Source organism: Oceanobacillus sp. FSL W7-1293, assembly GCF_037969815.1.
GTDB lineage: Bacteria > Bacillota > Bacilli > Bacillales > Amphibacillaceae > Oceanobacillus > Oceanobacillus oncorhynchi.
In genome coordinates, this window is the sequence record NZ_CP150212.1 from 4,392,006 (window position 1) to 4,410,131 (window position 18,126).

22 protein-coding genes are annotated in these 18,126 nt (G+C 40.5%); 5 read left to right on the forward strand and 17 right to left on the reverse strand.

Annotated elements, in window-relative coordinates:
* Window positions 1-44: 44 nt before the first annotated feature.
* The 10 genes from MKY65_RS21130 to MKY65_RS21175 form a co-directional block, all read right to left on the reverse strand.
* Window positions 45-1,406 (reverse strand): MmgE/PrpD family protein, encoded by a 1,362-nt coding sequence (locus MKY65_RS21130; RefSeq protein ID WP_339180429.1) that lies wholly within the window; start codon window positions 1,404-1,406, stop codon window positions 45-47.
* Window positions 1,399-2,541, reverse strand: a complete 1,143-nt coding sequence (locus tag MKY65_RS21135) for an amidohydrolase (protein ID WP_339180431.1) — start codon at window positions 2,539-2,541, stop codon at window positions 1,399-1,401. The genes MKY65_RS21130 and MKY65_RS21135 overlap by 8 nt, the downstream gene beginning before the upstream one ends.
* A complete protein-coding gene (locus tag MKY65_RS21140) occupies window positions 2,534-3,283 on the reverse strand; it encodes an amino acid ABC transporter ATP-binding protein (protein ID WP_339180434.1) in 750 nt (249 codons plus the stop codon). The genes MKY65_RS21135 and MKY65_RS21140 overlap by 8 nt, the downstream gene beginning before the upstream one ends.
* A 12-nt stretch (window positions 3,284-3,295) precedes the next feature.
* The gene (locus MKY65_RS21145) at window positions 3,296-3,973 is read right to left on the reverse strand and encodes an amino acid ABC transporter permease (RefSeq protein ID WP_339180437.1); all 678 of its coding nucleotides are present in this window, start codon (window positions 3,971-3,973) and stop codon (window positions 3,296-3,298) included.
* A gap of 144 nt (window positions 3,974-4,117) precedes the next feature.
* Window positions 4,118-4,900, reverse strand: a complete 783-nt coding sequence (locus MKY65_RS21150; RefSeq protein ID WP_339180440.1) for an amino acid ABC transporter substrate-binding protein — start codon at window positions 4,898-4,900, stop codon at window positions 4,118-4,120.
* A gap of 19 nt (window positions 4,901-4,919) precedes the next feature.
* The gene (locus MKY65_RS21155; protein ID WP_339180442.1) at window positions 4,920-5,432 is read right to left on the reverse strand and encodes a GNAT family N-acetyltransferase; all 513 of its coding nucleotides are present in this window, start codon (window positions 5,430-5,432) and stop codon (window positions 4,920-4,922) included.
* The gene (gene purB / locus MKY65_RS21160) at window positions 5,425-6,789 is read right to left on the reverse strand and encodes an adenylosuccinate lyase (protein WP_339180443.1); all 1,365 of its coding nucleotides are present in this window, start codon (window positions 6,787-6,789) and stop codon (window positions 5,425-5,427) included. Before purB ends, MKY65_RS21155 begins: the two co-directional genes overlap by 8 nt.
* 315 nt (window positions 6,790-7,104) lie before the next feature.
* Window positions 7,105-7,614 (reverse strand): YwhD family protein, encoded by a 510-nt coding sequence (locus MKY65_RS21165; protein ID WP_212928739.1) that lies wholly within the window; start codon window positions 7,612-7,614, stop codon window positions 7,105-7,107.
* 64 nt (window positions 7,615-7,678) lie between these two features.
* Entirely contained in the window at window positions 7,679-8,185 is a 507-nt protein-coding gene (locus MKY65_RS21170; RefSeq protein ID WP_339180447.1) for a YwgA family protein, read from the reverse strand.
* A 6-nt stretch (window positions 8,186-8,191) separates the two neighbouring features.
* A complete protein-coding gene (locus MKY65_RS21175; protein WP_339180450.1) occupies window positions 8,192-9,493 on the reverse strand; it encodes an HD domain-containing protein in 1,302 nt (433 codons plus the stop codon).
* A gap of 615 nt (window positions 9,494-10,108) precedes the next feature.
* Here MKY65_RS21175 and MKY65_RS21180 point away from each other — a divergent pair.
* On the forward strand, window positions 10,109-10,948 hold the full coding sequence (locus tag MKY65_RS21180) for a lipoate--protein ligase family protein (RefSeq protein WP_339180453.1): 840 nt from the start codon (window positions 10,109-10,111) through the stop codon (window positions 10,946-10,948).
* Window positions 10,949-11,067: 119 nt separating this feature from the next.
* Here MKY65_RS21180 and pta read toward each other — a convergent pair whose 3' ends face one another.
* Entirely contained in the window at window positions 11,068-12,042 is a 975-nt protein-coding gene (gene pta / locus MKY65_RS21185) for a phosphate acetyltransferase (RefSeq protein WP_042529377.1), read from the reverse strand.
* A 385-nt stretch (window positions 12,043-12,427) separates the two neighbouring features.
* Here pta and hemQ point away from each other — a divergent pair, with 385 nt between their 5' ends.
* From hemQ to MKY65_RS21205, 4 genes are all read left to right on the forward strand, one after another.
* Window positions 12,428-13,177, forward strand: coding sequence for a hydrogen peroxide-dependent heme synthase (hemQ, locus tag MKY65_RS21190; protein WP_339180455.1), 750 nt, complete (start codon window positions 12,428-12,430; stop codon window positions 13,175-13,177).
* A 444-nt stretch (window positions 13,178-13,621) separates the two neighbouring features.
* The gene (locus MKY65_RS21195) at window positions 13,622-14,047 is read left to right on the forward strand and encodes a cell wall hydrolase (RefSeq protein ID WP_339180457.1); all 426 of its coding nucleotides are present in this window, start codon (window positions 13,622-13,624) and stop codon (window positions 14,045-14,047) included.
* Window positions 14,048-14,115: 68 nt separating this feature from the next.
* Complete coding sequence (gene gerQ, locus MKY65_RS21200; RefSeq protein ID WP_339180459.1) at window positions 14,116-14,550, forward strand: spore coat protein GerQ; 435 nt, start codon at window positions 14,116-14,118, stop codon at window positions 14,548-14,550.
* Window positions 14,551-14,638: 88 nt separating this feature from the next.
* Entirely contained in the window at window positions 14,639-14,890 is a 252-nt protein-coding gene (locus tag MKY65_RS21205; RefSeq protein WP_339180462.1) for a hypothetical protein, read from the forward strand.
* Between the two features lie 45 nt (window positions 14,891-14,935).
* Here MKY65_RS21205 and MKY65_RS21210 read toward each other — a convergent pair whose 3' ends face one another.
* The 6 genes from MKY65_RS21210 to MKY65_RS21235 form a co-directional block, all read right to left on the reverse strand.
* Window positions 14,936-15,307, reverse strand: coding sequence for a DUF423 domain-containing protein (locus tag MKY65_RS21210; RefSeq protein WP_339180464.1), 372 nt, complete (start codon window positions 15,305-15,307; stop codon window positions 14,936-14,938).
* A gap of 50 nt (window positions 15,308-15,357) precedes the next feature.
* Window positions 15,358-15,675 carry a YwdI family protein gene (locus MKY65_RS21215; protein WP_339180467.1) on the reverse strand — a complete coding sequence of 106 codons (318 nt, stop codon included), beginning with the start codon at window positions 15,673-15,675 and terminating at the stop codon, window positions 15,358-15,360.
* A 444-nt stretch (window positions 15,676-16,119) separates the two neighbouring features.
* A complete protein-coding gene (locus MKY65_RS21220) occupies window positions 16,120-16,275 on the reverse strand; it encodes a hypothetical protein (RefSeq protein ID WP_339180469.1) in 156 nt (51 codons plus the stop codon).
* 224 nt (window positions 16,276-16,499) lie between these two features.
* A complete protein-coding gene (locus MKY65_RS21225; RefSeq protein WP_339180472.1) occupies window positions 16,500-17,093 on the reverse strand; it encodes a lysophospholipid acyltransferase family protein in 594 nt (197 codons plus the stop codon).
* A 113-nt stretch (window positions 17,094-17,206) separates the two neighbouring features.
* Window positions 17,207-17,542, reverse strand: a complete 336-nt coding sequence (locus MKY65_RS21230) for a CHY zinc finger protein (RefSeq protein WP_339180474.1) — start codon at window positions 17,540-17,542, stop codon at window positions 17,207-17,209.
* 83 nt (window positions 17,543-17,625) lie between these two features.
* The gene (locus MKY65_RS21235) at window positions 17,626-17,964 is read right to left on the reverse strand and encodes a hypothetical protein (protein ID WP_339180475.1); all 339 of its coding nucleotides are present in this window, start codon (window positions 17,962-17,964) and stop codon (window positions 17,626-17,628) included.
* Between the last annotated feature and the right edge of the window lie 162 nt (window positions 17,965-18,126).

The window sequence follows — 18,126 nt, forward strand, 5'->3', positions numbered from 1 at the left end:
CCGGGCGAGGTTTTTAGAGACCTCGTCCAGCAGGCCTTTTTAGATCAGCTTTCTGCTTTTAACAGAGGAAGCAATTTCTCTAATGTGACTGTTTCTTCTTGCTGAAATACTTCTATAAATGGCATCGCCTCTTGGTGCAGTAGTTTTTTTGCTTTCTCTATCAAATCTTCCCGATTCAATGGATGACCCGGAGAACCATGCGGGATATCGCAGCGGGCTTGCTTTGTATCCCCATTACGCAGGCTGATTTCTATCATACTATATCGATTCGCCGGATAACTCACAGAGGCAAATGGAATATTCTCATCATACACCCTTGTTATTTTATTCATTAATGCACTGACCTCTTCCGGTGTCTCTTCCCATAAAAAAGCCTCCATGGAAAGCTCTCTTCCAGTTAACAGCAATGCTGCACAATACTCTGCACTAAAACGTCCCTGTTCCCCATTTTTCGGATTTGTATAGATAAGCGCTGCATCACCGTTCTCAGGAAAATAAAGCTGAATCGAAGCGATTTGCTTCAAATCTACTTCCCAGCCCCTCATCAAGGCTTTTGTCGCATCAATTGGATGAGCGTTTGCTGAGCAGCAAGGATACAGCTTAAACCAAAATCCTGGCTTATCAACAGCCCATTCCAGCCCCCATTCATCAAGCAGACTGTCTATACTGCTGTCTTCATTTCCAAACATGGACAACAATCCATTCTCAGCTGTTATTGTATTGCTATTACCAGCAACACCTTGTTTAATCAAATGCAAAATCTGCCACGCTTTTTGTGCTGTCAGCCCTGCGTGTAATGGTTTGATAAGTGTTCCAAAATGGCTTCTGGAGCCGCTGATTTGCGACACACATAGGTCGAGTGCTTGGTTAAATTCTTTTTCTTGAAATGTCATATAATACGCTCCAGCAGCAACGGCTCCATACATTCCCGCTGTGGCTGTCGTATGAAATCCTTTTTCATAATGAGATTTCCCCAATATTTTGGATATGCGTGTCATCACTTCTACTCCAATTAAATAAGCTTCAAAAAAACGGGCAGTATCTTGCTTCTGTTCCACCAAAGCCATTAATAAGCTGAGAATAACAGCCGATGGATGCCCGCGGATTTCCGAGTGGACATCATCCAGATCTAAAGCATGCGCAGCGTATCCATTCAAAAAACAGGCGTCATAAGGGTGAACTTTTTCACGCATCCCAATAACCAGTGCGGTCTCGCAGGCTGTATGTGGAAATAATCGTGCATTCCATACTTGGTGAAAATATGTATCATACGCAACAGCGGCATGACAGCAAACAAGATAATCCAATAACCCTTTTTGTAAATTTTCTTTGGTATCCGCTTTTAAATCTTCCCAGCCAGGAGCAGAAAAAACCCTCTGAACGAGGGCTTCTGTCATATTATTCATTTTTCAGGACCTTTACAGCCAATGTGGCGAAGAATGATGCCGCTACTTCAATCGCATCCTCCTGCAAATCAAATTCTGGATGATGCCATTCTTTTGGTCCATCGACTCCCATCCACACAAAGAATCCCGGAATATAATTCTGATAGTAAGCAAAATCTTCTCCGCCAGAGCTTGGTACAGCATCTACGGCTTGATACCCGGCTTCTGCAGCCGCCTCACGCACCGTTTGTTCATACTGAGATGCATTATTTACTACCGGTAAATAGCTTTCCCACTCAAAATCTACTTCGCCGCCATTTCCTTTAGCAGTGGTTTCTGCTAAATTCTGCATAAACTCCGGAATGGCCTGACGTGCTTCCGGCTGAAATGTTCGGACTGTACCCTGCAGCTTCACCTGATCAGGTATCACATTCCACGTATTCCCGCCATTAATGCTTGTAATACTGATGACTGCGTTATGAAAAAGGTCAATTCTTCTGGCAATAATCGACTGTACATTTGTTACATACTGGGATGCTATCACGATCGGATCAATTGCATTATGCGGAATCCCTGCATGTCCGCCGATGCCTTTAAACGTTATTTCAAACTTATCTACGCTGGCCATCAATCCTTCTGATTTCACACCAATGGTGCCTACTGGCAAATCAGGCTTATTATGCATGCCAAATATAGCATCCACACCTTCTAAAACACCTTGTTCTACCAGATATTTTGCGCCTTGAGCTACTTCTTCAGCCGGCTGAAAAATAAAACGGACAGCGCCATGTAATTGATTTTTTTGTTCATTCAGCAGAATAGCTGCACCTAAAATAGAAACCATATGGAAATCATGGCCGCATGCATGCATTTTCCCCTCTGTTTCCGATTGGAAAGGCACATCTGTCTCTTCTTTGACCGGCAATGCATCAATATCCGAACGAATAGCGATTGTCGGACCAGCATGTTCCCCTTTTACTTCTGCAATAGCGCCTGTTTTTATATCAAAAGGCAGAATCGTGATTTCATTCTCTTCAAGCCATTTTTTTAAGTGGGCTGTCGTATTTATCTCTTCAAACGCAAGCTCTGGATTCCGATGCAAGTATCTGCGTTTTTCGATTAAATCGTTGAGCCGTTCTTCTGTTACCTTAAACATTTTCTTCACCTGCTCCTAACCTTCTTAAAAATTGTTTTGTTCTCGGAGACTGTGGATTATGGAAAAATTCTTTCGGTGTATTTTCCTCAATGATATTTCCATCTGCCATAAAAATAACGCGGTCTGCTACTTCCTCTGCAAATTGCATCTCATGTGTCACGATAATCATCGTTGAGTTCTGCTCTGCAATTTTTTTAATCACTTGAAGCACTTCAGAAATCCATTCCGGATCAAGCGCCGAGGTTGGTTCATCGAACAGAATCGCATACGGGTTCACTGCAAGCGCACGAGCAATACCTACACGCTGCTGCTGTCCCCCGGACAATGTTACCGGATATTGATGCACCTTATCTCCTAAACCAACTTGATTTAATATTTCCATAGCAATTTTTTCAGCTTCTGGCTTCTTCATTTTTTTAGCAATAACCAGCGCTTCTGTTACATTTTCCAACGCTGTTTTATTTTTAAATAGGTTATAATGCTGAAAAACCATCGCTGTCTGCTGTCTTAATTGATAAATTTCTTTGGAAGACATTTTTTTAACATTTATCTTTTTATCTCCAATAATCAATTCTCCTGCATCAGGTTTTTCTAATAAATTCAAACAACGCAGCAACGTCGATTTTCCTGAACCAGATGGTCCGATAATTGCCAGAACCTCCCCTTCTTTTACCTCCAGGTTGATTCCGTCTAACACAACATTAGATCCAAATTGTTTTTTCAAATTTTTTACCGTAATCATATTCGTACTCCCTTATGATTGATATGGCCGTTCCATTCTTTTTTCAAGCGCCTGCTGAATAAACGTATAAATAATAATCATCGCCCAGTATAAGAGCGCCAGGGCTAAATACGTCTCGAAAAAGCGCAGGGAGGAAGCGGCAAGTATTCTCCCTTGTGCGAACAACTCTACAACTCCTAATGTAAACGCCAGGGATGTTTCCTTAATCAATCCAATAAAAATATTTCCTGTTGCAGGCGTTGCATTTCGTACTGCTTGGGGCAAAATAACCCTGCGAAAGCTTTGAACTCTTGTCATTCCAACAGATAGACAAGCTTCCATTTGTCCTTTATCAACAGAAGCGAGTGCAGCACGAAATATTTCTGCTAAATAGGCTGCCTGCTTCAGACTTAAACCAAGGATAGCAGCAGCAATCGCCGTCATTCCGCTTAGAGCAGGAAAAATCTGCGGCAGCCCGTAATAGATTAAGAAAAGTTGAACCAGGGATGGAATTGCCCTAAAAAACGAAACATAGGCGATAGCTAAGTGCGTTAGGACAGGTATCCCTGATCGCAGCACCAGTGCGATAACCATCCCCAAAACAACTGCAATCACCATCGTAACAATCGCTAAAAATAATGTAAGTGGTATAAATGGTAATAAGTCTGGAATCAAACTTATTAAATAAACGAAGTCTATATTAAAATCCATATGTCATCCTCCAGTTAGAAAAACTTCAAAAATGAAGACCAGCCAAGTCATGAAGTGAAAGCCGCTGTCGGAGCTGGGACTGCGTCATCAACCCAGATGCTTACAGCGGCATTACTTCTGTTTTCATATGCTCAGCCAAATAAATTATTCTTGTACGGTTATATCCTCTCCGGCAAAATATTTCTCTGAGATTTCTGCAAGTGTACCGTCTTCACGAAGCTTTTCTAATTCTTCATCAAATTCTTCACGCAATGCCGCACCTTCCTCATTCTGTGTAAACGGGAAAGAAATATCTTCGTACACAAATGGTTCTCCAACAAATTTAAGCGGTAAATCTCCTAATTCGATCTCTGCGATTAAAGCAGACTTCGAATTCACATAGCCGTCGACACGGTTATTGATAGCATCATTCATCGCACCATCACGTGTTTCATACGTTCTTGGCTCAATTTCCGGATCAAAGGCTTCTAGATTTTTAACATTATTGGAACCCAATACCCCAGAAACAGTTCTCCCTTTAAATTGTTCTAAGTCTGTAAAATCGTTATCCTCATGAGTCACAATGGTTGCACCGGCATACGCATAAGGCACCGAAAAGTCATATGATTCAGCTCTTTCCTCTGTTACAGCCACAAAGTTCGCAACGGTATCAATCCGTCCTGTTTCCAGCTGTCCCATAAGTCCTGAAAAATCTGTTGTTACCCATTCAACTTCATAGCCTAAGTTTTCAGCAACTGTTTCTAATACTTCTACATCATAGCCTACTAATTCTCCGTCTTCTTCATAGCCATTTGGATAGCTTTGCGCAGTTGTCCCTGCTTGTATTACATTATCGCCTGAACCTTCTTCAGAGCTTCCGGAACCCCCGCATGCAGCTAGAATAGTTATTAAAACTATGCTTCCTGCTAGCAATATCAATTTTTTCATTTTTCTATAACCCGCCTTCTTATCTCTTTTTATATTCTTTGCCCAATAGTAATTTTTCCAAATAAACCGTCTGATGACCCTTTCCTAAATCCGCTTCTCCGACTGGTTGGTAACCACGCTTGATGTACATATCTGCCAACCAGGGGTGCTCTTTTGCTGTTCCTAGACTCACCGATGGACAATGTAGCTGGCGAGCTAAATAATCCTGTTCCACAAAATCAAGAATTTTAGATGCATATCCCTTTCGTTTATATTGCGGATCGACAGCTACCCACCAAATATGCGGAATTTCATAGGGACCGTGGTGCGGACTCCAAGGCATCCGGATGGATGCAGTCGCTACAGTAGTTTCATCATCTTTCATATAAAAACATATATTTTCATTTATATTTTTCTTAACCAGTGCATCATCTGCTGTTGCAGCAGCGAAATGGATACCAAGATCGCGAATGGATGCATAAGCTTTTAATGTGAGCTCCTTTATTTCTGATACATTATCTTCAGTAGCTTGATAGAATGCTAGTTTACCCATGTAAAAGAGCTCCTTTTTTTATTTGAGCAATGACTTCTTCTACTTTTTCACTCGCCAAACCGGTATATTGACTCGGATCCAATAAATCATTTATTTGCTCCTCTGATAATACGCTGCTTACCACTTCATCTTCTGTCAGTGTTTTTTTAAACGGAATATTTTCTTCGTAGGATTTCATAGACAGCTCGTATACCAGATGATGAGCGGTCTGCTTTCCAACCTTTTCTGATAACGCAAACATAATTCGTTCGGACAATAATAAGCCGCCTTGCATATTCAAATTACGAAGCATATTTTCCGGCTTCACAATCAATCCTTTTAATACATTAATTGTGGTTTTAAGCTGAGAAGATAGATATAAACAAATTTCCGGCAGCGCTACCCATTCGCTTCTCCAGCTCTTTGCATCCCGTTCATGATCCATAACCAATGATTCATGAAGCAGACTCACACTGTGTAATACAGGTTTGGTCAAGCTCGCAATTCCTTCAAACAAAGCAGGATTCCGTTTGTGCGGCATGGTTGTCGAACCAACATTTCCAGCTTGAAACGGCTCTTCCAGTTCATCAATCTCTGTCCGCATTAAGTTATAGAATTCATTCCCCAGCTTGCCTAATGATCCGCTGACAAGTCCAAGAATGGACCCATACTCCGAAATACGGTCACGAGAGGAATGCCAGCAAATATCTGGTGTAGATAAGCTCAGTTTATCCAATGCCTTCGTTTCTACCTTCGGGCCAATATTTCCAAGCGCTGCATATGTACCTACTCCTCCGGCAAGAACACCTGTAAACGTACGTGTCTCCGCTTCTTTCAATCGCTGCAGGTGACGGTCAAATTCACTCAAGACCACTGCCAGCTTAAATCCAAATGTGGTAGGAAGCCCCTGCATGCCATGTGTCCGCGCAGCCATTGGTGTATTTTTATATTTATCTGAAAGTTCAACCAGCAATTGTGCGGTTTCTTTCATATCTCTGGATAATATCTGATGAGCCTCTCTTAACTGGAGTATGGTTCCCGTATCTGTAATATCCTGTGTGGTAACACCAAAGTGAACAAACTCTCCATATTCCCCTGACAAATCCTGCAGATGATTGACCGTAGCCATCAGCGAATGCTTTAATTTTACTGCCTCCTGCGCAATATCCTCTACATCAAAGTTCTCTATTTTGGCAGCTTCGGCAATGGTTTCTCCCGCTTTTTCCGGAATGACACCAAGTTCACTTTGAGCTAACGCAAGAGCGGCCTCTGCATCAAGGATTTTTTGCAATCTATTTTCATCATTCCAAATCTGACGCATTTCCTCTGTGCTAAAATTATTTTGCAACATCCGTAAATCAATAACATGTGATCCCATTTATCTTCTTAATCCTCTTTTCCAAATAAATTATATAATTCTTATCGTTTTAGTGTATTTTATAGCAATAATTGTCGAATTTCAATACTTTTTTTAAATTAATCTGACTTATTTTAAGTTTATATTTAGTTCGTCATTTATGATGAAAATAGGACAAAAAAGCGGTTCGTACCGATTAATTCGATACGAACCGCTTTTTTGTCCTAGTAAACATGAGTTCAGCCCATGTACTCATAGTTTACAAAGGATTTGAGAAAAGTACAAGAATTTCTAAATATGTTCATAATTCATTCACAATTTTGTCATTGTTTTGGTTTAAATATCTAATTGCTCTTTCAGCTCTGCAGTAGAGTTTTCCCACATTTCCGGTTTGAATTCTTTTAAGAAGTCACCAAGTAATTTTTTAGAATGATTATCCATGTGCTCTACAATAATTTTGCCCTTTAAGGATTTCTCCATATGCTTCACATGCTCTGCCATGGATTTATAAGCACGTTTGATTTCCCGGTTCACGCGGATTTCACTGCCGGCAACCCCGGCATAGTAAGGACCATTTTCTCCTTTTTCCACCGTTACCCAGACAATCCAATAAAGCTTTCCGCCTTGCACTTCTTCACGATCTCTTATCCATTTCACACGACGCTCTACGGAACTTCTTGCATGCATCGCATCCATATCCACATATGCTTTATCTTCATTTGGATCGACGATAATCGATGACATATTTTCCAGACTGACTGTTCCCGCACCATAACCGCCGTGCCCGTCCGTTGAATCATCTTTTATAATCGTGAATGTATTCTTCTTTTTATTTTCTTCCGTCATTGTATTCGCCTCCTGACATTCATTCTGAGCTTTGTCTCATTCTACCATGTTCTAAAAAGGTTTTTTAGTGAGAAGACTTATTCCCCAGCTCGTCCATAAATCGGAATGCTTCTGTCATCTCCTCATCTGTGTATTTCAGTTTCGATTTTACGGTGTGCACTTTATCAATTATTTCTTCCTTTGACAAATAAGAAAAATATAACATCGTCGAGACCAGCTCTAAAAAGCGGGCGCTGCACTCCTGTAAAAGGTTAATTTGATTCTTGATATCCGGCATGTTCACTTCAAATTGCTTTAAGAAAGTTTCCCCATCTGCTGTGATGGAATAGTGGTATTGATGATAATTGCTTTTTTCTTCTTTTTCTTCCTTTAAAAAATGTAAATTACAAAGTTCCTCGACACGCAACGTTAATTCTTCTGAATAGGGTCCATAGAAATGAAATTGATATTTTTCTTCAAAGGGAACTCGGCTTTGCTGTAAGATATAAATCATTTTCTGTAATTTCTTTCTTCCTGTCACTTGCCTGGCTTTAGAGAAAAAATAGAGCAGTTTCGCATGGTTGTCTAACACAAATGGTCATTCCTTCCCGTACAATATATCTAAAATTCGTTTCTTCAAATCGGTATCTTCTATTCGTTGTATGCTGTCCTTAGGAAAGTACAGCTTATGGTCCGTCCTTTTCTTACCAGAAATTGCTTCGACAATATCGGAATGACGGGACAGTTCCTTTAAACCGCCATCAGGCATTAACAGATGGATTGGCAGACGTTCCTCCTCTTCCCCCGGCCGGTAAAAATCATACGGCAAATCGGACGATGAATCTACTACTAAGTAATAGTCTGGATCAATACCCGCCTTTTTAAACAGCTGATACAGCTCCATTCCTGCATTGATCTGCGGATCCGGGTTGTATTCCACATATTTAAATAAATGACGGTTGATAAACCGGCAGCTTAAATCAGCCAATATAGCATCCTTTTCTTCCTGCCATTGCTGAAAATAATAATATACAATCATATCATCCAGCTTTAAATAATCGGACAGCTGTACTTTTTCTTCAAAAAAGGAAATAAAGTGTGTCGGCTCCAGCTGAAATTGATACGAGTCGTCCTCATAAAGCACCTTTGCCCGTTGAAAGATTTTTGACAGGATAACCTCTGCACTCCGCGTAACCGGATGAAAATAAACCTGCCAGTACATTTGATAACGGCTCATAATATAATCCTCGACCGCATGCATCCCCGTTGATTTAATTACAACCTGGTCATCCATCGGCCGCATGACGCGCAAAATACGCTCCATGTCAAAATGGCCATAGCTTACCCCGGTAAAATACGCATCGCGCTGCAGGTAATCCATTCGATCCGCATCGATTTGACTCGATATCAGACTGACAACAAGCTTGTCTGAATACGTTTTGGCAATCACATCTGCTACCTTCACAGGAAAATCGGCAGATACTTTTTTCAGGATTTCATTGACCTTTGTACTTCCTAAAATAATCTGTTGTGTAAACTGTTCATGATCCAGCTTAAACACTTTCTCAAACGAATGCGAGAATGGCCCATGCCCCAAATCATGCAGTAACGCAGCACAAAGACACAGCAGCCGCTGCTCTCTATCCCATCTTTCCCGGTCTGCAAAATTGTAGGTGATCCTTCTGACAATTTCATAGACACCCAACGAATGATTAAAACGGCTGTGCTCTGCACCATGGAAGGTCAGATTCGTTGTTCCCAGCTGCTTTATCCGGCGAAGTCTCTGAAATTCCGGTGTAGCGATCAAATCCCAAATAACCCGATCACGGACATGAATATACCGATGGACCGGATCTTTGAATACCTTTTCTTCTATTAGTTGTTCATCTTTATATGCCATATCATTATCTCCATCCGCAGTTTCCTAAAAATTTTCGTATAGTTATCCAGTTTAGTGGAAATAAAAGATTTCCTTTCTAGCAACCGCTACGGAAAAATACTACGCTTTCCATGGGCTTGCGCTCAGCCTCCTCGAAAAAAAGAAGTTCGCTTTTTTTCTGCGGGGTCTTCACCCTGCGCTTTCCCATAGGAGTCTCCGTATTTTCCCTCCGCTAGATAGGTTTTACTACCCATCTGTAACAAATATAATATTCAATAAAATTCATTAACCTGACAACATTGCTGCGGTTACTCGTCCCATCAAAAACCGTCGCTAGTTATAGTACTTAATTTTATTAGATGAAAAAGATAGATTAAATACTTGAACTTTTATCGGAAAGCTTTTGTCTATCTTTTTATAGAAGTCGTTCAAGAAGCCCAATAAAAATGACACTGCAGGAAAAGGGACTTCTACATCTACGTTGTACAGGCAACATAGAAGCCACTGTATCCTGTGGAAGTTACTGACGAAATTTTGGGGTCTGTTTTGAACACGTACTTATACTTCTTTTCCATATATGCTTTGAATATATTATAATATAGTTAATCAGTTGATGAAAGGTTTAGGATGAACACGATGAAAAATTGGAAAGAAATTATTCGACATAAAACATTTCGTTATATAGACCACTCCACAGCAACAATGGTGGCGGGCAAACCGAATACAGCCCTCGCCTCCTTTGCTGTGGATGATGCTCTGGCTATTTCCGTCAGTGAAGCAGCTTCTCCTCCTGTTATCCGTTTATGGGTGCATCCAGATACCATTGTTTTAGGTATCCCGGATTCTCGTCTGCCTCATATTGATGCGGGGATGGCCTTTCTTGAAGAAAAAAGGTATCAAGGGATTGTCCGCAATTCAGGGGGGCTTGCGGTTGCTCTGGATGAAGGCGTGCTTAATATTTCCCTAATTATCCCCGGGGCAAATGACTTATCCATTTATGACTGCTATGAGGCGATGGTTCAGTTTGTCCAGGCCATGTTTGCGGATTTAACCGATGCGATTGAAGCCTATGAAATTGTCGGCTCCTACTGTCCCGGAGATTATGATTTAAGTATTAACGGCAAAAAATTCGCTGGTATTTCTCAGCGCCGGGTCAAAAAAGGGATTTCCGTACAAATTTATCTGGATATTGAAGGAAACAGTAAGGCACGTGCTTCCCTGATTCGGGAATTTTATCATATTGCCAAACAAAATGAAGCGACTACCTTTACTTATCCAGAGGTGACCCCTGATGTGATGGCTTCCCTTTCTGATTTACTGGGAATACCTTTAACAGTCGAAGAAGTGAAACAGCGTGTAATGGATACATTAAATGGGCTGACAGAAGAAATCATTACCATGCCGATGCAGGATACAGAGCAGGAAAATTTTGATAAACGGTATCAGCAAATGATAAAACGAAATGAAAATATATAAAACGATGCTTCATGCCATGAGAGGTTTACGGATTTTTCTCCGTGATAAGCACCTGTTCAAAATGCATACAAAAACAGCCTGTTCAGAAGTTCTGATCAGGCTGTTTTTGTATGCATAGATTATTCAGCTGCTGCTTGAGCTGCTGTGATAAGTGCCAGGTTGTACACATCTTCTGAACTGCAGCCTCTGGACAGGTCATTTACCGGCTTGTTCAGCCCTTGCAGGATCGGACCTACTGCTTCAAATCCGCCTAAGCGCTGTGCGATTTTGTAACCAATGTTCCCTGCTTCCAGACTTGGAAATACAAATACATTAGCATCCCCTTTGATAACAGAATTCGGTGCTTTTTTCTCTGCAACACTTGGAACAAAGGCAGCATCAAATTGGAATTCTCCATCGATTACAAGAGAAGGGTCTTTTTCCTTTGCAATCGTTAAAGCGTCGGTAACCTTTTCTGTTTCTGGCGATTTTGCAGAACCGGCAGTAGAGAAGCTGAGCATAGCAACACGCGGATCCACATCGAATAGCGCTCCTGTTTTCGCACTTTCTACAGCAATCTCTGCAAGGTCATTGCTGTCTGGAGCAATATTAATTGCACAATCAGCAAATACATATTTTTCTTCATCTCTTACCATAATGAATACGCCGGAAGTTTTTTGTACGCCTTCTTTTGTTTTAATAATTTGTAGTGCCGGGCGTACGGTATCTGCTGTAGAATGGGCAGCACCGCTTACCAGACCGTCTGCTTTATTTAAATAGATGAGCATCGTACCAAAATAGTTTTCATCTAAAAGAATTTTCTTTGCATCTTCTTCAGTTGCTTTTCCTTTTCTTCTTTCTACAAAAGCGTCAACCATTTCCCCGAAGCCTTCATAGCTTGCCGGATCAATAATTTCTAGTCCAGATGCTTGTACACCAAGATCTGCTGCTTTCTTTTCTACTTCTTCTTTATTGCCGATGACGACAGGTGTCAGCACAGCATCTTCCGCCAGACGCCCTGCTGCTGTTAAGACACGTTCGTCTAATCCTTCTGGAAATACGATGCGTTTGCCGTTTCCTTTTACTTTCTCTGTTAATTGTTCAAATAAACCCATGATGAAACCTCCTATAATAATTAACATATTAAAATGATAGTTACGGACTTTTTGTTTGGAAAAAACAATTCGTTTTTACCTTCAAATTCTCTTTAATGATATACCATTTAACAGCACAAATAAAGCCTTGAACCCCGAAAAATCAATGTAAAGGATTACATCTGTTTTTCTTTAGCAGCAAGCATATTCCCTTCCATTTTTCACCGTTCCTCCTCGTTCATCATGTTCCTGAATCGGCCTTTCCCTGCTTCCCAATTTTGACAAACCCTTGACAATACGTAAAATATCATGATTTTGCGTCTTTTTTTATATGATTCCCACCCTCTGGTTATGCTATAGTTAATAGTGATTCAGTATTTAATTTATATGAAGGAGTGTATGAACGATGGCAGAAGCAGTAGTAACTGTAGATGGCTGGTCCGCATTACATGATACTCGTCAATTTGATTGGACATCTTGGAAATCCATTTCAGAAGACGAAAGAAATAAAGCAATACAAGAGTTTGAAGAACTTATCAAACAATGGGAAACGGTAGAAGAAAATAAAGAAGGCAGTCATAGTATATTCAAAGTTGTCGGAAATAAAGCAGATCTGATGTTTATTTTCTTACGTGAAACAATGGACGAGCTGGAAGAAATCAAAAGAGCTATCAATAAATCGGTATTAGGTGATTTCTTAATCCCTGCTTATTCTTATGTATCCATTATTGAAATGACAATGCATGATCCAATGAAAGCCGGTGAGGATCGCGAGCTTTCTCCATATGTTAAAGAGCGCTTAAGACCGATTATGCCGAAATGGGAGCATGCCTGCTTCTATCCAATGGCAAGACGCCGGGAGCCGGAAGCAAACTGGTTTGCCATTGAGAAAGAAGAACGCACCAAATTACTTTATGAACATGGCATGACCGGACGTAAATATGCCGGTAAAGTAAAAGAAATCATCACTGGCTCGATTGGACTGGATGAATGGGAGTGGGGCGTAACATTATTTGCTCATGACCCGCTGCAGTTTAAGAAAATCGTTTATGAAATGCGTTTTGATGAAGTAACAACAAAATATGCAGAGTTTGGCGATTTCATCATGGGTAATTACTTAGCACCAGATGAACTTTCCAATTATCTTGCATTATAATTTCATTTATTAAAAGAGGCTGAGATGGCCTCTTTTTTTTGTGAAAAAATAATCATGAAAATACACTTGCCTACATACATATCATTAATGAGCTTGCACCGAAGATTTTAAATCTAAAGCGGAGAGCGCCCGTTTAAAAACGTAGAGACTGCGCCCCCGTTCTTTGGGGGTGGTTCGACTTTAGTCGAACTTCATTTACCCCTGAGATAAAGGAAACACGGTGAGGTGACGAACCGATGTTGACTTTCACCCGCAGGGCATAAGTTCGACTATGGCTCTGTCTGCGCCTGACGGCTTGCCAGTCGCTAAGTCTTCTTTATCGTAGGGCGCGCCGTGAAATCTCCTAGTTTTTGGCGCTCGGAGCTAGACGCAGAAATTCTTGAAAAAGAATTCTTTCATGCAAAAATCTTTATAACTATGAAAATCGAGAAATGAGGTCGATCTATGGCTATTATTGCTCATAATGAAGCAGATGTTGATTTACTTGCCCGGCTAATGCGTGCTGAGGCAGAGGGAGACGGCGGCCTTGGCATGTTGATGGCAGGTAATACAGGGGTTAACCGTGTTCTTGCGGATTGTTTGGATTTCACGGATATCCGCACCATATCGAATAAGTTTTTTCAGAGTCCTGGAGGATTTGAAGCAACGCAGAAAGGATATTTTTATCAGCGGGCAAGAGAATCCGAAAAACGTCTTGCAAGAAGATCTCTACAAGGCGAGATGCAGCATCCTGCTTCCAATTCGCTTTGGTTCTTTATGCCTGAAGGATCCTGTCCTGACCAATGGTACGGTCAATGGAATACGGGAAGGTTTAAATCACATTGCTTTTATGCACCATCTGCAGAGGAGTGTCCAACTGTATTTCGGTAAGCAGAGATGGATAACTTTTTATATTGCATGTATAGCATGACGTTTTTATTTTGAAGGAGAGTGAATTTATGAGTGATCAAATGAATCCAAATCAGCCGGTGAATAATAACCAGGCTTACTACCCTAACCCATATTACTATTATCCTCAGGCAACAGGAAGTTTTTATCCGGCTTATTCCGTTCGACAGTATGCCCAGCCAAGCAATGGAACTGGCGGCGGGCAGTTAACCAACCAGCAATCTTTTATTGAGAATATTTTACGATTGAACCGCGGAAAATTAGGCACCTTTTACCTGACCTTTGAAGGACAGCAGCCAACGTCATTTCGAGGCTATATTGAGGAAGCCGGACGGGATCATATTTTAATTCGGGAGGAAGACTCCAACCGCCGTTTCTTATTATTAATGGTGTATCTCGATTATGTATTATTTGATGAGGAAATCAACTATTCTTACCCATATGGCGGCAATCAGGACCAATCACCCAACTACAATCCAAGATAATGAAAAGGAAACTGCAATATAAAGCGTAGACATTCGTGACGTCTACGCTTTATTTACCTTAAAATGTGTGTATTGCGAGGAGATTAAAATGAGACACCCTCTGGAAAAATTTATACGCATGGAAATGCTCGCAATGATCGGCGGCCTCTTTGCCGGGATTTTTGCCTGGATAACAGGATGGATGTTCTTTTTATTCCTTGCTTGTTATCTTTTTGTATTCAGCATGCTCAGTAATGTTTTCATTCTGCTGTATACACACAGAGCTTCGGATGCCATGAAACAGGTTATCCGGGCTGTTTTATTGTTTATATTTCTTACTTCTCTTTTCTTTTATATATAAAAAAAACGTTTTAACCTTAAAATTCAAAGGCTAAAACGTATCTTTTCATACTAATTTCATCGCGCCTATCCCCAACAGAACCCAGCCTGCCAAAAAGGCCAATCCTCCGATTGGTGTAATCATCGCAAGCGCTTTGACCCCGGTTAAAGCATAGATATATAAACTTCCTGAAAATAAAATAATACCTGCTAAGAACAGCCAGCCGCTGGATGCAAAGAGGCTGCTTCCTTCAAATTTTCCTAAAAGAAGCGCAACTGCAACAATGGCTACGGTGTGGAACATTTGATAATCTACCGCTTTGCCCCAATTTGTTAAGGCTCTTTCGGACAGCCTTCCTTCCAAACCGTGTGCACCGAACGCTCCAAAAGCAACTGCCAGAAATCCAAGGATAGCTCCAATGATTAAAAATAACTTCATCTTTTCATCTCCTAATCATGACATATTATATAAAATGCATTTTCCATAACCTAAAAATCAAATATAGAATCTCCATTCGCATCTTCTTCTATCAGCTTATTCTTCTCCGGTACAGCCCCTTTGCCCGCAGGCTGCTTGCCGAGCATTGCCCTCATCTCTGCTTCTGAAATTTGCTCCTCTGTATCTTCTATACTTACTTGCTTCTGACTGGCAACACTGGAATCAGAGCTCCCTGAAAGAAACAGTTCACTTAACAGGTGGATATTTTCCATATGTTTTTTTACTTGACCTTCCTGATGGGCTTTGCTTTTGGCTTCTTCCAGCTCATGAATCATTTTATTGATTATTATTTCATTGCTTACAGCCATACAACCCCTCCTTTATCTACACTCATTACGAATTATAGCACAGAAATCCATTAGGTAAACTTCTCACCGTTCAAAACCTGAAAACAGAACAAAAGCGCAGAGCGCCTGCTTAAAAACGTAGAGATTGCGCCCCGAATTTTGGGGTGGTTCGACCTTGGTCGAACTTCCATTATTTAAAGTGATAAAGGAATCACGATGAGCTTTAGCGAATCGATGATGACTTTCACCCACAGGGCATAAGTGCGACTTTACCTCTGTCTGCGCCTGACGGCTTGCCAATCGCTAAGTCTTCTTTACCGTAGGGCGCGACGTAAAATCTCTAAAGTTTGGCTCTCGGAGCTGGACACGGCTGTTTTTCTATAAATAGTTATCCACACGGCAACAATTCTATCATTTTGTATGCAATAAAAAAAGAGCTTCAGACGATAGCCGCCTCTCTGCTCTTTAACGTAATATACGATTTACGTTCAGCTTTCTTCCCGGTATTTCCTCCACGGTATAGCGTTCATACATCCATTTCAAAAATATAACCTCAGATTCTTCTAATTCTCTTCCTAGCTGTATTGAAGTTTGATGATATAGATGAAAAAAGTTTTTCATTCTTGAAAACTCCCCCTATACTGCGCAGTCAAATATAGAAATATTATAGCATTGTCTATTTTTATCTTCAATAGGAGAATTTTTCAAGTTTTTATTTCTAGAGAAAACGCTTCATCTGCTTATTGCAGCAAATTTTAACAAGAAAAAATTCTTCTGACATATATCTTCATTCATTACGCTGAATATGTCAGAAGAAAATTCTTTCTTCGCGTGAAGCTATTGCTTTATTTTTCTTCTATTGTTGATTGCAATGCGTATAACTTTTCATTCATTATTTCCATCATCTGATCCATTGCCTCTTTTCGAGGGGCATCCTCAGGCAAATAAATCGGATCGCCAAAGATAATTTTCGGCTTTTTAAACTTGAAAAGCTCTTTAAAATTATTTGGACCTGTGTAAGCAGCTGGAACAATCGGCGCCTTACTGTATGCGGCGATGGTGACAGCCCCTCTTTTTAACGGAACCTGATTCGTTGTTCTTGTGCCACTGGGAAAAATACCGATGACTTTTCCTTCTTTTAAAAGCTTGCGAGGCACTTTAATCGTGCTGGGTCCTGGATTATCCCGGTCCACAGGAAATGCATTTAATTTTTTCATCAGCCATCTTAGAGGTCCGGATTGAAATAATTCCTTCTTCGCCATATAGTGGACTTTCGTCGGCAATAGACTGACTCCTAACCACAAAATATCGACCCAGCCTGTATGGGTACATGCAATAATATACCCGTCTGATTGCGGGAGTTTTTCTTTTTGAAATACCTTTACACGTCCAAATAAACTCAATATAACTTTTAATAGATATGCAGCAAAATAATACATGCGTCTCTTCCTTTTTTCATATTTAGTACCTGGTGCTTATATATGATACTAATAGAAATAGCGTAAAATTACAATATGTTTATGATAATTAAATGATGTCAACAACGGATAGGCTATTGTCTTTTACAATCCGCTGTATAATCAAAGTATAAATGATAATGATGTTGGCAGCCTTCGTTAAAGGCAGCTTCACAACGGAGGCACTTGTCCGTATTTAAATACTGTTTAATCGTATGTTCTGTTTTACAAACACCGCACAAAATCGCCGGCGTATCGAATTCATCTTTCCCCCATACAGCTGCTTTGTGATCTTCACATTCTTCGTGGCACTGAAAGCACGGATAATACTTCTGGCAGCATTTAAATTTAATGGCAATAATATCTTTTAGCGTATGATAATGCCTGCATCTTGTTTGATTATCAACCACTGGTCCATGAACTGTCGGCATGTTCTACCCTCCCCCGCTTCCGTGCTTATGCAGTAAAAAAGCAGGACACTTTCACCCTTTCGAAAGCATCCTGCCCTTAAACATTAATTCTGCTCTTCTTCTGTGTCAGCTTCTTCCTCCAGGGAAACGCCCAGCTTGTCTTCAAGCACAATAATTCTGGCGCGCAGTTCATCGATGTCATCCGTTGTTGCCATTCCGGTTTCTCTAGCCAAGTCTTTCTTCTTTTCTTTGCTTCTTTCATCCCATTCATCTTTTTTGGTGCTGCCTTTTTCAATAAAATTATCTAAAACAGTTCTTGCCTGCTCTTGTGTTAACTCATTTTTTTCCACTAATTCTTTCACTTTTTGTTCAAATTTCTCTTTCCCGCTTACTGCAGCACCCAGCCCCAGTAAAAATCCTTTACGTAAATAATCGCTCATCATTTATACCTCCTATTGTATGCTGTTATGATGATTCCTTAAAACTGGATGAAGCTTGCTTTTTCAACCTGCCATCCTTACAATACGTGAAACAGGAATGTTCTATACATCTTTTGGGTACATATAATAAAATAAACTTTCTTACTATCCTATTATATAAAACAT

What these genes read in the sequence shown, in the direction of transcription:
- MKY65_RS21130 (WP_339180429.1), bottom strand. Translation starts at nt 1,406, where the DNA reads ATGAATAATATGACAGAAGCCCTCGTTCAGAGGGTTTTTTCTGCTCCT.
- MKY65_RS21135 (WP_339180431.1), bottom strand. Translation starts at nt 2,541, where the DNA reads ATGTTTAAGGTAACAGAAGAACGGCTCAACGATTTAATCGAAAAACGC.
- MKY65_RS21140 (WP_339180434.1), bottom strand. Translation starts at nt 3,283, where the DNA reads ATGATTACGGTAAAAAATTTGAAAAAACAATTTGGATCTAATGTTGTG.
- MKY65_RS21145 (WP_339180437.1), bottom strand. Translation starts at nt 3,973, where the DNA reads ATGGATTTTAATATAGACTTCGTTTATTTAATAAGTTTGATTCCAGAC.
- MKY65_RS21150 (WP_339180440.1), bottom strand. Translation starts at nt 4,900, where the DNA reads ATGAAAAAATTGATATTGCTAGCAGGAAGCATAGTTTTAATAACTATT.
- MKY65_RS21155 (WP_339180442.1), bottom strand. Translation starts at nt 5,432, where the DNA reads ATGGGTAAACTAGCATTCTATCAAGCTACTGAAGATAATGTATCAGAA.
- purB (WP_339180443.1), bottom strand. Translation starts at nt 6,789, where the DNA reads ATGGGATCACATGTTATTGATTTACGGATGTTGCAAAATAATTTTAGC.
- MKY65_RS21165 (WP_212928739.1), bottom strand. Translation starts at nt 7,614, where the DNA reads ATGACGGAAGAAAATAAAAAGAAGAATACATTCACGATTATAAAAGAT.
- MKY65_RS21175 (WP_339180450.1), bottom strand. Translation starts at nt 9,493, where the DNA reads ATGGCATATAAAGATGAACAACTAATAGAAGAAAAGGTATTCAAAGAT.
- MKY65_RS21180 (WP_339180453.1), top strand. Translation starts at nt 10,109, where the DNA reads ATGAAAAATTGGAAAGAAATTATTCGACATAAAACATTTCGTTATATA.
- pta (WP_042529377.1), bottom strand. Translation starts at nt 12,042, where the DNA reads ATGGGTTTATTTGAACAATTAACAGAGAAAGTAAAAGGAAACGGCAAA.
- hemQ (WP_339180455.1), top strand. Translation starts at nt 12,428, where the DNA reads ATGGCAGAAGCAGTAGTAACTGTAGATGGCTGGTCCGCATTACATGAT.
- MKY65_RS21195 (WP_339180457.1), top strand. Translation starts at nt 13,622, where the DNA reads ATGGCTATTATTGCTCATAATGAAGCAGATGTTGATTTACTTGCCCGG.
- gerQ (WP_339180459.1), top strand. Translation starts at nt 14,116, where the DNA reads ATGAGTGATCAAATGAATCCAAATCAGCCGGTGAATAATAACCAGGCT.
- MKY65_RS21205 (WP_339180462.1), top strand. Translation starts at nt 14,639, where the DNA reads ATGAGACACCCTCTGGAAAAATTTATACGCATGGAAATGCTCGCAATG.
- MKY65_RS21210 (WP_339180464.1), bottom strand. Translation starts at nt 15,307, where the DNA reads ATGAAGTTATTTTTAATCATTGGAGCTATCCTTGGATTTCTGGCAGTT.
- MKY65_RS21215 (WP_339180467.1), bottom strand. Translation starts at nt 15,675, where the DNA reads ATGGCTGTAAGCAATGAAATAATAATCAATAAAATGATTCATGAGCTG.
- MKY65_RS21220 (WP_339180469.1), bottom strand. Translation starts at nt 16,275, where the DNA reads ATGAAAAACTTTTTTCATCTATATCATCAAACTTCAATACAGCTAGGA.
- MKY65_RS21225 (WP_339180472.1), bottom strand. Translation starts at nt 17,093, where the DNA reads ATGTATTATTTTGCTGCATATCTATTAAAAGTTATATTGAGTTTATTT.
- MKY65_RS21230 (WP_339180474.1), bottom strand. Translation starts at nt 17,542, where the DNA reads ATGCCGACAGTTCATGGACCAGTGGTTGATAATCAAACAAGATGCAGG.
- MKY65_RS21235 (WP_339180475.1), bottom strand. Translation starts at nt 17,964, where the DNA reads ATGATGAGCGATTATTTACGTAAAGGATTTTTACTGGGGCTGGGTGCT.